An 11,865-nucleotide genomic window follows, 5' to 3' on the forward strand; every position below is an offset into this window, starting at 1 on the left:
TGCATCATGCATGTCCAGTGTAACGCCAGACCGACATTTCCAGGCGATTCCGGGCGATTCCAGTCGATATGCGCCGGCTGGGCGCTTAACCGGGGCGGGTTATTCTTCTTCGCCCTCTTTATGGATATTGATCACATGCCGCGCCTCGAACCAGAGCGGCATGCCGGGCGCCATTTCCTCTGTGCAATAAGGCTGGTTGTCCAGCTCGCCACTGTAGAGATCGCCCTCACGGCCGGTCACGACCACCCACATGCGTTCCACGTGCTGCTCCTCGCGGTCCTGCTCGTCAGCAGTGACGATGCGAAAGATCAGCTTCACCAGCTGGCCGGCCTGCAGGGCCTGGCGCTCCGCCAGTGCCGGCACCCAGAACGTCTCGGGGTGCGCCTCGCCGATGACCTCGCCGTCGTCGAGCTGCCAGCCGTCTTCTTCGATGGTCGCCAGTCGTTTTTCCATGTCAGTCCTCTTAATCAATTCGTCCTTTACGGGCGGCATCGTAGCAAATGCGCCCCGAGGCCGCGTGGGCGCGACATGCCGCGCGAGTCGCTTTAAGATGACAGATCGAAGGAGACCGCACCCATGGCAGCAGATAGCAACGTAACAAAAAAGGTGGCAACGAAGGGGCCGAAGAAGGTGCCGACGACGGTGCCGAAGAACGTGGCACCGAAAGCAGCGAAGAAAGCGGCGCTACCGGCTACTAACACCGTGGCGGACACGGAGCGCCAGCGCTGCAGCTGGTGCGGCACGCTGGAAGACTACTGCCACTACCACGATAACGAATGGGGCTTTCCCGTTGACGACGACCGGCGCCTGTTCGAGAAGCTATGCCTGGAAGGTTTCCAGGCCGGCCTGAGCTGGCTCACCATCCTGCGCAAGCGCGAGGCGTTTCGCCGCGCCTTCGCCAACTTCGAGATTGAAAAGGTGGCCCGTTTCGGCGAACGCGATATCCAGCGGCTGCTGGGCGACGCCGGCATCGTGCGGCACCGCGGCAAGATCGAGGCGGCGATCAACAACGCGCAGCGCGCCCTGGAACTGCTGGAGACGGAGCCGTCGCTGGCCGCGTACTTCTGGCGCTTCGAGCCCGATCCGGCCAGCCGCCCCAAGCTGCTGACGCCGGAAGTGCTGCGCACCATGGCCATCTCGCCGGAATCCACCGCGCTGTCCAAGGACCTGAAAAAACGCGGCTGGCGCTTTGTCGGCCCCACCACGATGTATGCGCTGATGCAGGCCATGGGCCTGGTCAACGATCACAGGGAAGGCTGTGCGACGCGAGAGGAGGCCTTGCGCGCAAGGCAAGCGTTCAAGGTGCCGCGAAGGTGAGGTAAACGTCGGGCAGGCGACGGTAGCACGCGACGGCGGCACGTATACCTGCTGGCGAGGATGCCCGTGCAGGTATACGTGCGAAGCGCTGCAACAAAGGCGGGCAACGTATACGCCCGGCGCAATGGTTGCCCTATGTCTTTCTTTATTGTTTACGTATACCAATATAGTAGTAGTAGGTAAACGGCCCGTTTTCCCGTGGATAAGCCGGTTTTTCCCTTTCCGCTCAATGACTTGCGGATGGGATAAGCCCTAGGGAATACCCTGATCTCGCGGGATATCTACTGGACGTATACGTGGCGGGAAAAAACCGCCTCGAAGTTGTTCGTATACGCCCCACAACCCACCCCCAGCCGGGGCACAGCTTTCCTGCCTGCTTATCCCCAGGTTTTTGCCAGGTTATCCACAGCCCGGCCGGGGTAAACGCCTCTCGCTTTCATCGATCGCATGTTGTGTCCTGCCCAACCGCGGCCAGCCTGCGTGTCTGTCGTTCTCCAACAGGTTTACCCGGAAAAGTGGCGACGCCTGCGCTATTGGCGCCGCCAGGCGGATGGCATGGTCCATGCGGTTAAGGGTTCAGAGCGCGGCGCCGATGCTCGTTTCCTTCCACGTTCCCACCGTCCCACCCGGAGCCATCGCTCCTTTGGAGAACCGTCATGAAGATCAACCGCAATGCACCACGAGAGAGCCTGCCCTGCTCGCGCATGCAGGCAGGGATGCGAACGCTGCGCCGAGGTGTCCTGTTGATGCGCGTGCTCGCGCTATGCGCGAACAGCATCGCCTATGCCCAGCCCCCCGCACCAGCCCAGTCATTGGTCACGCCCGAGCAGACGTTTGCGCAGGGTTACCTCGAAGCCGTCTCCACCGGCTATGACAACGGCCAGGCGCTGCTGGGATCCGAGGGCATCGCACCCGTGCGGTTGCCGCATTCGCCTAGCCCGCAGATCAGGCCGTCCCCGGCGCCGTCCGCACCGGCACCCACGGCCGCAAATCCGTCGGTGGTCCCGGTTTCGCAAAAGACGCGCCGCGAGTAACCGCGGTGAGCCGTGAGAACGACGTGTGCCCTGCGGGCGCATTGCGCAATCATGCCGTCATGCCCGCCGCAGCGTCAGCATGCGTATCAGGGAAGGCCGTACTCCAAAACAAAAAACGCACTACGTCGTTAAACGTAGTGCGTTGTCTTGTACTGCAAATCCTGGTGGCCGAAGGACTATAAAACAAGTCAATTAAGTTATTGTTTTATAAAGATATTATCAGCCTGAATATGAATTAGTGCCCCAAAAATGCCCCCAAACATTCGGGGCTTGTCTCTCAACGCGCCAGTCTTCTACCTTGCCTAAGAGCTTGGCCCATAGTGTTGCACGATTGAAACACAACCTGAAATCGGCAAACTAACGGCATCGATAGGTTCGAAGTGGCCCGGATGGCTAGAACTTCGACGGAGATGATCGACAAGCACTATGGGCACCTGCGGCACTACCGGATGCGCGCGAAGCACAATGCGCTCGCCATCATCTAGGACGAGAAAGTTGGAACGCGGCCTGTGAGCACGCGAAGTCGGTTCCCAGGCCGCAGGGGTGCCCATCCGACGACCACGCCGCGCTGGAACAGCTGCTCCTCGATGTCGCGAGCAAAGCCCGCAGGCCCGCAGCCGCCCCATCGCAGCGAACGCTACGGCCGCGCTCCTGCCTGCCAGGATCAGCGCCATGCGCAAAGTCCGGGTCTCAGCCGTCGCCGGCGTCATGGTCAACCCGAGGCCGGACCACGTGAAGGTGTTACGCCATACCTACGCGTCAAAGGCCAACGCAGCGCGCGCCGAGTGGGCCCGCATGCAGCGCGGCGTGGCGAATTTCAGCATCACGCTGGCGCGGGGCCGTCCGGACCTGTTCCCGAAACTGCCTGCGACGGTACCTGGGTGGAAGCCGCAAATCGACAATACCGTATAGACTATCATCACTTTCACGCACCACCTGATCGAGCGCGGATACTCCACGGCGCTGGAGATAAAGGCTGCTGATGTGTAGGGGTGACGCGCTTGCTTGCCGCTTAGGTGCCTGCGGAGAGCAATCCCGTATGAATAGCGATGCCTGACAGCACGCTGAATACTTTGGCGATATTCCAGCTCAGGCATGCAAGTGTGGCGTACAGCAGGATGCAAACTACCAGGGCAATCCTGAAAAACGTCTGACGCTTATTGCGCGGAGCCTCAAAGTGCTGCTTGAAGGTGCTTTCTGGCACATATTCGCGCGTCAGGTTGTGCCAATCACTTCCTTCCTTCTTGGCAAGCGCCAGATCACGCCAATGCGAGAAGCCTTGCAGCGTAATCGAGAGAATGAAGTAGATCGCCAGGACCTTGAAGAAGACCTGCACTTCAGTCGTCGAAACCAGTCCTTGGATGGCGCTGGTGTTCGTCTTGCCAATGAGGCTGACACCGATCATGAAGAGCACCGCAAGGGTATCGCGGGAGAGTGCTGCAACCAGATCGCGGACCTTTGCCGCGTACAGGTCTGCCTGCGCGCGCACGTCCTTCATCAGATCCCGCAACTCCTTGTAATAGGCATCCTTCCGGTCAAGGATAACGAAGCCGTATCGCTCTTTCGCCTGCTTTAACGCATCGACAAGGAATGCGGTCAGCGCGGTAACAAGAGACGTGTCGTCTCGTACATCGATAGACAACCGGTCGGTCAACAGCTTGTGGCGCGTTTCTTCGCGCTCGGCAAAGATCCATGAAACTGCTGCGTACATTTGATCAAGTTGCTCGGCAGATATCGATGCAGCATTGCCACCAACCAACGGCAGTTCCACACGTCGAGTGCCGCGCAGCACTACCCTAACTGCGTTGTCGCGCAGGTAGACGTCCTGGACCATGCAGAGTGCAACTACCATCGCGGAAAGCCGGCGCAATGCGCCGGCGGCGTCCTGATCCCTGTCTCCCCAAGTCAATGCCACTTTCACCGGATCCATTAGGAGTCGGCGGTCGCTAATGACGTGAATCAGCTTGAGAACATCCGCTTCACCCGGAAAATCGAAGGCGCAATCATCGGCTGGACTGATCGGCTCAGCACCGAGCGGTACGACCGATAGACGCGGTCCACCAAAGGCACGCTCAATGCCATTGACCACGAAGTAGGTGTGCGACTCGCCAAGCGCCATTCCGCCCTGTTCGTACGGGGACAGCCTTCCCCCCCATTCTTGAAACGCGGAGAGCGTCAGGAATATGTAACCTTCCGCCGCATCGGGGATGTCCTGCAGCATACGGCCTTTGTCCAAGCTCAGTTGCCACTCTCCCGGCCAATCGACATGGTCTTCGGTCTGCAGGGTTGCCAATGCGGCCTGGTCGTAGGCTTCGTCACCAAGGCGCAGATTCGGGCGGGTGAGTGCCGCGGCTGAGAATGCGGCCAGAACATTTGCCAGGGCTTGTATCGACCCTTCGTTCACTACACCCGCAACGCTCAAGTTGGAGACGGCCTCGTCCCAGCTCGCCGAAAACGGACCCAGCTTACACAACGACTCAACCACCCCCAAATGCACTCTCATTTTTATGTTGTCGAGATGTTCTTCGTCAGAATCAGGATTTGACTGCCGGGCATTCCGTCGCTCCGCGGACCGGTGGTAATACCGAAATCCTTCGGCTCACCTTCGAATTCTAGCTTGACGCCCTCGGAAGTTCTCCACTGTTGCTTCCTGTCGGGATTCGGCAGGGACTTGGGCTTTGTGGCAAACACCTGATTTTCGAGGCCGGCATTGGAAAGGTGCTGTCTCAATGATGCTTCCAAAAACCGCTTTTTGTCGGCGTTCGCCCGCGCGACTTCCGGGTCATCAGACTCGCGGACAATGGCATCAAGAAAACCATCGAAGTCAAAGATCGCATTGGCACTCATGTAGGCAGCCGCTCTGTAACCATAGTTGCCGCGAAGCTCACCTTCAAGCATGTGAGCTTCCTGAATGGCATTGGCCCACTCTTTGACCTTCGTAACGGCTCTGCGCGTGAGCACGCTAGCAATCTCGCGAAGTTTGACTGCCAAGAATGTCTTGAAGTATTCAGTGACTTCCCCATTCGGGCGAAGCTTGCGTTCGTCCGCCAACACGCTCCACTCGAAATGGTCGCTGACATTGACCAGTGCGCTCTTTTGAATGGCACTCTTGTCCTCGACAAGCGTGTCCGCAACCTTCGTCATCACGGCGTGACTTGTGCCGTCTTCCTTTGCCTCCACAACGATTTGATAGACGTTGCGATGGTCAAACTTTGCAAGGAAGACCAGCGTGAGCGGCGCGTTCTCTGCGACGAGGACAGTCACTGTGGCGACGACAAAGACGCCGCTGGCCATACTCTTCTTGTGCTGGGCAGCGAAGTTGGTCGTAAGGCCAAGAGACGCGTCGACGAAGCTGGCCGGATCGGTTATGAGTTGTTCACAGAGTTGCTTTGCACCGACACCATGCTCTAGAAATTCGTACTGGATTCCCTTGGAGACGCTCTTGATCCGCTCAAGAAAGAACATCTTCTGGTCTACGTCAAGCTCCACTTCGTCCAGCGGAACAACACGATCGTCACCGTCCGCATCGACGTTGATCACATGGAAGATCAGCCGATCGATCGCCATCGACTGGATCTGCGCCGTCTTTAGGACGCTTTCCTTTACAGTTGCCATCCGGTTTGTTCCTTGATCACTTTGTTATTGTGGCTTCAGGCAATTGCCTGGCGTCAGGCCAGAATCCGAGCTTTCTGGTCAGCAAACTCAGCATCGGTGAGGATGCCACGCTCCTTCAACGCTGCAAGACGCTCCAGCTTCGAGACAACATCATCAGCCGTCGAAACGGACGCGGTGGCTGCGGCAGCTTGACCGGCCGTAGGCTTCCGGTGCGCGTGCAATGCGTCGCGTACTTTGTTCGTGAACGCGACCACCGTCTTCTTCCAGACGCTCTTGACAACCCGCTCGCTGGCGTCGTCTTCAATGCGAATCTCGCCAAAGAAGAGGCCCGTGGTACCGGAAACAGAATTGATCTTGTCGAGGTTGATTGATACTTGCTTCAGCCCGTAAATAAGGCCCTTGTCGAGGAACAGAACGCGATGATCCGTCAGAGCAATAAGCCAGGTGTTGCCGTCCATTAGTCCGGAGGTGAATGCCAACACCTGTTCGCCGTCCATCAGGATTTCGGGGAGGTGGTTCAGTTCCTTCTTCGTAAAAAACTGATCGTCACCGATCTCCCGAGCGATGCGGTTGTACTCGATCTTGAGCTGTTCTTTATTCGCGCTCTTGAAGTCAAACATGCTGCAATCACCTTCTGGGTAAGCGTTAAGTTATTACGTTTGTCTATGCTGTTGGCGTGGCCCCTAGTGCCGGCACACGGCGCAGCTGATGACGACCGCTGGGAAGCGGAGGCTGTGGTAGAGCGATTTCTTCTTTTTCGCCTGATCTTACGCGACTACTTCGCCAATGTGACTACGCCGTTACCGAACAGCGCCTGTCCCGGCTGAAACACGGCTGTGAAGGTTACGCCATCAGCGACGTTGCCCCAGCTGCGGATACGCAAATCGTCCGGGTCGAGATGTCCCAAGCCGATGTAACGTTCAAAGCCATCGGCCAGAGGATCTCGGCTGCGAGCCTTCGAGAGCCGCACCACCTCGCCAAACCTCACCCGATGCCAGCCAGGTTTCAGCGCTTTACTGTTTTTGTCAGACACACTCGATTTCCTCCGAAATCAGTCGATCCAGCGCTTCCGCCAGCGCGTCCATCTGTTACCAGAAGGTGCGGTCATCTTTTTGCCACTTGTCCCAGGCAGAGCGCAGCGATATGGTTTTCATCGGTTACTCGAACAGCCGGTTTTGCTTGACGACGTAACCCGCTGGCTTCTTCTGCTTTTCCACTACACCTTCATCGACCAGGCGCTGCAACCATGCCTTGACCTGTGCGTTTGAGACGTCCAGTGCGGCGGCCACTTCGGCGTCTCTCATCGGCGCACTCAAGAGCTGCCGAATCGCTGTGCGTACTGCTGCGAAGAGCACTTCGGCCGGGGTCGATTCCGGCTGCGGCGATTCCTTGGCTTCGTCTATCGGTGCTACGACCTCCGATGTGACTGACAACTGCTCTTCAGATGCCGCAACTGGTGGTTGCGCATCTGAAATAACGTCGACGGCTGCCGATGGCTCGCTGCGGATCTGGGATGCTGGAGCTGTGTCGAATGGGACGGGCGCGGCGTCGGTCGGCGATGGCCAGTCGTTCGAAAACAGCGAAGAACCAACCTGTGAGGAGGCCGTCGGCATCGCCACGTTGAACACGGTCTCGAAAGAATCCACGCCTTGCGGGTTCGGCCAGGGAAGCGCGCCCTTCTTTCGCAAACCATCCAGTCCGGCAGAAGGTTCACCGGTCGTTCGAATAAAGACTGGGACGAACTTGAGTTTGTCGAGCTGCTCGACGGCGCCCGCCCAAGTACCACCCCTGTTGAGGTCAGAACTCACCACGAGTGAGGTGTCTGCCAATGCGTAAATCAGTTTGTTCCGCTGCATGGCATTGCCGACGTTGAACCCGGCGCTGGGGTCGTAGGGAGAAATCAGCACCAGTTGGCCATCGAGCAGCAGGTTGCGGTGCTCGCGGTTCATGACGGTCCTTTCCAGGCTGTCCGCCAGAACGCCACAGACGTTGCCACCAGCCTCCAAAGCGCCACGCATGGCGGCCTGATCGATACCTTTGGCGCCGCCCGAGACAAGCGTTCTCCCTGCTCGAGCTGCGAGCCGGCCAATTACCATCGTGTAGTCGATGAGGGAGTCGTCCACGTGACGCGACCCGACGACGGCAAGTCCACCAGAATCCAGCAGGCTCATGTCGCCACAGCCATAGATGACGGCAGGTGCGTCTTCGCGCAATCGCACTTTCAAGCGCCGGGGGTAGGCGGCATCCGCGCGACTGACCACCCAAATAGCACGCGCTTGCCATCGCTCGATGACTTGGCTCAGCAGGAACCCGCGCCCGAGCAATCTCTGCAACCGGCTCTCGTCAATCACCTGCTGGCACGCACTCAGGATGTCTGCCGCCTCCGGCGAGACGAGATCGGATGGCTGCCGCTGGATCTCGCGCAAATGACGGGCAAGGCGTTTGTATTCGCCGGGCGAAAGCAGATCGGGTGACGCAGTGCCACGTCCGGCAATGAGCGGCGCCGTCAGCAGCAAGATCGCCTGGGTATTGGGTGAAAGGACTGGCGTCATTCGTCGTGCCCCGTCTGGGAGAGGGCCATCGGCCAAACTGCGCCACTACCGTTCTTGCGAAGGAGCCACGCAGACACCGTCAGCGTCCAGCGCGAATCGACCATGTCATCAACCAGGAGGACAGGGCCGGGCGGGATGGGCTGGCCATTAAATGCGAGTGAGCCATCAATGTTGCGCGCCTGTTGTGTACTGTTTGCCATCGTTTTCTGTTCGGGTCTTGCGTCTGTTTTCGCGATGACCATATGAAACGCTAGACCCAGCGCAGCAGCCAAGCGTTGCGCAAAATTCGGTACCAAATCGGGATGCCGAAGCGAAGGAACGCAGGTCACCCAAGTCGGCGTCGGTTGCGGACTCCACTCATGGATCATCTTCACGCATGCAGCAACAAGGTCGTCGGAAAAATGGCTATCATGGTATTTGCCCTGGCGAACCAAGCCGCCCCAACCGGCATCTCCCCAGACGCATAGTGCTTTACCGGGCTGGGCTTGAAAATCAATGTTCGTATTGCTGTCTATACCGAACTGAGGCATCCCGCCTATTGGCCATTTCTTGCGCGGCTCGATGGGCAAGCTGGTTCGACGAAGAAATGCGACGGCCGCTTTGACCAGCTCGGCGTCCACGGTTGTAGGCAGCGGCTGTAAGGCAGGTTTTGTGACAACGCTTGGATCGCCGTCGAGCGCGCCGATCAGAAAGCCCATGTGCTCCCCAAACGGCAGGTTGACGTAGTCCTGCATCTGCTCGTGTTCCTCTCGCCGTAGCGCAGTGAGCCGTTCCGCTCGATCCCAAAAGCTTTCGCTCAGGGTGGCTGCCGTAAGCTGCCATTTGCTACCTTGCTTGGCGATGGGCGCTGGTGCTTCGAGGGAGAGAAGCGCAATCGTCTTTTCGACACGTCCCTTGCTCAGGTTGACTCTACTCAGCAATTCGGGGACGGACAATCCGTTAGGAGCTTCTTCAAGCGCCCCCAGGACCTCGGCGACTTCCTGTCGGGTTGGGAAAGCACTCCGGATAAACCAGTCAGTGATGTCCGACTCTTCTCGGCCGCTGAGCAGCACACCGTAGGCGGAGTCCAGCGCGCGTCCTGCGCGGCCAACCTGCTGGTAGTAGGCAACCACCGAACCCGGCATCTGGTAATGAATGACAAACGCCAGGTCAGGCTTGTCGTAGCCCATGCCTAAGGCAGTCGTGGCAACCAACGCCTTGACCTCATTGTTGAGCAGCGCTTGTTCCAGTTGCTCTCGACGATCACCGGTTTCGCCGGTGTAGGCCTCTACGGAGAAGCCTTGGGTCTTCAGCCATTCCGCCACTTGATTGGCGTCACGCACCGTCAGCGTGTAGATGATGCCGTGGCCCTGCAGCCTGGCGAGTCGCTCCGCCAACCATGCAAGGCGTTCGGCTTGGCTGGGCAGACGGATGGTCTGCAAAGTAAGTGAGGTGCGATTGAGATCACCCCGGGACGCATCTAGCTTGGGCCCGAGCACCGCAGCGAGGTCTTCCATCACCCTGTTGTTCGCCGTCGCCGTGGTGGCGAGAAGTCGCAGATTGGGCGGCAGAGTCTTGACGATGCGTTCCAGCAGTCGGTAGTGAGGACGGAAATCATGCCCCCAATCCGAAATGCAATGCGCTTCGTCGATGACCAGGAGGGAAATCTGCGCAGCCATACCTGCCAGCACCTGCGTGCGAAAGCGCTCGTTTGCCAGCCGCTCCGGCGAGATCAACAGAATGTCGATTTCTCCCGTGGCCAGTTTGCCTTCGATTACCGTCCAGTCGTCCACGTTGTCGGAGTTGATCGTGGCAGCGCGAACCCCCATCCGCTCTGCCGCAGCGATCTGGTTTCGCATCAGCGCCAGCAGCGGCGAGATCAACAACGCAGGGCCGGCCCCAGCTTCCCGCAGCAACTTGGTCGCGATGAAGTAAACGAAGCTCTTGCCCCACCCGGTCTTCTGAACCACCAACAAGCGGCCTTTGCCTTCGACAATGTGGCGAATGGCCTCTTCTTGGCCATCACGGAAAGCAGCGTTAGCACGCCCCGAGCCGATTCGGAGAAGTTCCAGCGCACGTTTTGAGTCGTAGGCCACGTTATAGCTCTCTCTTTTTCTTGTCAGGCGCGCGACAGGCCGGCGCCAACATAACGTTCTTGACGCCGTACAGCGTCCGGCGATCCTTCATCCAAAGTCTGATTTCATGACCACGCAGACTGTGGTCAGATGAACGGTCCAACCTTGGGCGATGCCGCACTTATACCAATCGGAGTTTAGGCGGCTGCCTTGTGACAATCTCAGTGGGCAGGTCCCTCGAAACCACCGAGAGCCGAGTCAGCTTGAAGGTCAGGGCATTGATCTCATCCACGCTAATGCACAGACTCTTGGCGATTTCACCTCGCCCCACCTTGCGGCTTTGCAGAAAGTCCAACACTTTAGTTAGCAATTGAGAGCTTTCACGCTCCATCGGCTCTGGTTCGTTTGTTCGATAGCCGCTTTTGGCAATCTCAATGCACAGATTGCGATACGTCCACTCTGTTACTTGGCCTAAAGTGTTGTAGCGGTAAGCCAGCGCGGCCAGTGATACGCCCCAGTAGTGTTTAAGCTTCATCAGATACCTGATTGTGAATGCTGGCGGCTTGTTCGCAACCACGCTCTCCTTTGGCATAAGGAAGGCAGCGGCAAATGCATCTGCCTGACGTTCCATCTCTATGCCTTGGGCCTCGCCGTGTTGCATGCTGTAGACATCGCGTACCAAATGGCCTAACTCATGGGCCGCGTCAAAGCGGCTGCGTTCGGCTGATTTCATCGTGTTGAGGAAGACAAAGGGCTTGCTGCCATACCACGTGCAGAAAGCATCCACCTCACGGGCTTCTTCAGCCAAAGAGAAGACGCGAATGCCCTTGGATTCCAGCAGGTGAATCATGTTGGGAATGGGGGCGTTGCCCAGATCCCACATTCTGCGCAGCGTAGCGGCGGCCTCTTCGGGAGAGAGATCGCTGAGGTCAGGCAGATCGGCTTGCGGCAGGTTAAACCTTTCCTCGATCCATTCGTTGATATTGACGGCAATAGCCCCTGCGCTGAGAGCGCAGTTTTTCATGGCCTCTGTCATCTTGGAGAGTGAGCGAAAACTGGCCGCATGCTCTCCGATGGTAGGCATCTTTTCTTCAATGCAAAAAAACTGCTGAGGGAAGTTCAGCAGTTTTGCCATTTTTGCCAGGATTTCCGAGTCAGGAGCAGAGCTTCCGGTCTCGTAGTTTTGGATGCTACGGCTGGTGACGCCCAACTCCTTGGCCAATTGCGCCTTTGTGAGGCGCCTTCTAACCCGGGCAAATGTGATTTGCGAAGGGTTGATTTCTGACATGGTCG

The 11,865-nt window shown here is 58.2% G+C and carries 11 protein-coding genes; 3 read left to right on the forward strand and 8 right to left on the reverse strand.

The window, feature by feature from the left end; genetic code table 11:
* Nucleotides 1–99 precede the first annotated feature (99 nt).
* The gene (locus tag AC1Q7Q_RS28240; RefSeq protein WP_043350474.1) at nucleotides 100–453 is read right to left on the reverse strand and encodes a hypothetical protein; all 354 of its coding nucleotides are present in this window, start codon (nucleotides 451–453) and stop codon (nucleotides 100–102) included.
* Between the two features lie 123 nt (nucleotides 454–576).
* Between AC1Q7Q_RS28240 and AC1Q7Q_RS28245 the strand changes: the two genes are divergently transcribed.
* The 3 genes from AC1Q7Q_RS28245 (at nucleotide 577) to AC1Q7Q_RS28255 (ending at nucleotide 3,263) form a co-directional block, all read left to right on the forward strand.
* Nucleotides 577–1,317, forward strand: coding sequence for a DNA-3-methyladenine glycosylase I (locus AC1Q7Q_RS28245; protein WP_492374172.1), 741 nt, complete (start codon nucleotides 577–579; stop codon nucleotides 1,315–1,317).
* Nucleotides 1,318–1,973: 656 nt separating this feature from the next.
* Complete coding sequence (locus AC1Q7Q_RS28250; RefSeq protein ID WP_492374171.1) at nucleotides 1,974–2,351, forward strand: hypothetical protein; 378 nt, start codon at nucleotides 1,974–1,976, stop codon at nucleotides 2,349–2,351.
* A gap of 672 nt (nucleotides 2,352–3,023) precedes the next feature.
* A complete protein-coding gene (locus AC1Q7Q_RS28255; RefSeq protein ID WP_492374170.1) occupies nucleotides 3,024–3,263 on the forward strand; it encodes a hypothetical protein in 240 nt (79 codons plus the stop codon).
* A gap of 100 nt (nucleotides 3,264–3,363) precedes the next feature.
* Here AC1Q7Q_RS28255 and AC1Q7Q_RS28260 read toward each other — a convergent pair whose 3' ends face one another.
* From AC1Q7Q_RS28260 to AC1Q7Q_RS28290, 7 genes are all read right to left on the reverse strand, one after another.
* Nucleotides 3,364–4,854, reverse strand: a complete 1,491-nt coding sequence (locus AC1Q7Q_RS28260; RefSeq protein ID WP_492374169.1) for a hypothetical protein — start codon at nucleotides 4,852–4,854, stop codon at nucleotides 3,364–3,366.
* Nucleotides 4,855–4,856: 2 nt separating this feature from the next.
* Nucleotides 4,857–5,966 carry a nucleoid-associated protein gene (locus AC1Q7Q_RS28265; RefSeq protein ID WP_492374168.1) on the reverse strand — a complete coding sequence of 370 codons (1,110 nt, stop codon included), beginning with the start codon at nucleotides 5,964–5,966 and terminating at the stop codon, nucleotides 4,857–4,859.
* Between the two features lie 53 nt (nucleotides 5,967–6,019).
* Entirely contained in the window at nucleotides 6,020–6,586 is a 567-nt protein-coding gene (locus tag AC1Q7Q_RS28270) for a PH domain-containing protein (protein WP_492374167.1), read from the reverse strand.
* Nucleotides 6,587–6,741: 155 nt separating this feature from the next.
* Nucleotides 6,742–6,999 carry a hypothetical protein gene (locus tag AC1Q7Q_RS28275; RefSeq protein WP_492374166.1) on the reverse strand — a complete coding sequence of 86 codons (258 nt, stop codon included), beginning with the start codon at nucleotides 6,997–6,999 and terminating at the stop codon, nucleotides 6,742–6,744.
* Between the two features lie 124 nt (nucleotides 7,000–7,123).
* Nucleotides 7,124–8,518: a DNA-processing protein DprA gene (locus AC1Q7Q_RS28280; RefSeq protein ID WP_492374165.1), complete on the reverse strand. Its 1,395-nt coding sequence runs from the start codon at nucleotides 8,516–8,518 to the stop codon at nucleotides 7,124–7,126.
* Nucleotides 8,515–10,593, reverse strand: coding sequence for a RecQ family ATP-dependent DNA helicase (locus tag AC1Q7Q_RS28285; RefSeq protein WP_492374164.1), 2,079 nt, complete (start codon nucleotides 10,591–10,593; stop codon nucleotides 8,515–8,517). The genes AC1Q7Q_RS28280 and AC1Q7Q_RS28285 overlap by 4 nt, the downstream gene beginning before the upstream one ends.
* Before the next feature lie 160 nt (nucleotides 10,594–10,753).
* The gene (locus tag AC1Q7Q_RS28290; RefSeq protein ID WP_492374163.1) at nucleotides 10,754–11,860 is read right to left on the reverse strand and encodes an XRE family transcriptional regulator; all 1,107 of its coding nucleotides are present in this window, start codon (nucleotides 11,858–11,860) and stop codon (nucleotides 10,754–10,756) included.
* Nucleotides 11,861–11,865: the final 5 nt, after the last annotated feature.

The sequence above is a fragment of the Cupriavidus sp. GW823-FHT07A04 genome (genome assembly GCF_058794615.1).

Excerpts from the sequence above, each read along its gene's own strand:
- AC1Q7Q_RS28270 (WP_492374167.1), bottom strand. The coding sequence starts at position 6,586 with ATGTTTGACTTCAAGAGCGCGAATAAAGAACAGCTCAAGATCGAGTAC.
- AC1Q7Q_RS28255 (WP_492374170.1), top strand. The coding sequence starts at position 3,024 with ATGCGCAAAGTCCGGGTCTCAGCCGTCGCCGGCGTCATGGTCAACCCG.
- AC1Q7Q_RS28280 (WP_492374165.1), bottom strand. The coding sequence starts at position 8,518 with ATGACGCCAGTCCTTTCACCCAATACCCAGGCGATCTTGCTGCTGACG.
- AC1Q7Q_RS28250 (WP_492374171.1), top strand. The coding sequence starts at position 1,974 with ATGAAGATCAACCGCAATGCACCACGAGAGAGCCTGCCCTGCTCGCGC.
- AC1Q7Q_RS28245 (WP_492374172.1), top strand. The coding sequence starts at position 577 with ATGGCAGCAGATAGCAACGTAACAAAAAAGGTGGCAACGAAGGGGCCG.
- AC1Q7Q_RS28265 (WP_492374168.1), bottom strand. The coding sequence starts at position 5,966 with ATGGCAACTGTAAAGGAAAGCGTCCTAAAGACGGCGCAGATCCAGTCG.
- AC1Q7Q_RS28240 (WP_043350474.1), bottom strand. The coding sequence starts at position 453 with ATGGAAAAACGACTGGCGACCATCGAAGAAGACGGCTGGCAGCTCGAC.
- AC1Q7Q_RS28260 (WP_492374169.1), bottom strand. The coding sequence starts at position 4,854 with ATGAGAGTGCATTTGGGGGTGGTTGAGTCGTTGTGTAAGCTGGGTCCG.
- AC1Q7Q_RS28290 (WP_492374163.1), bottom strand. The coding sequence starts at position 11,860 with ATGTCAGAAATCAACCCTTCGCAAATCACATTTGCCCGGGTTAGAAGG.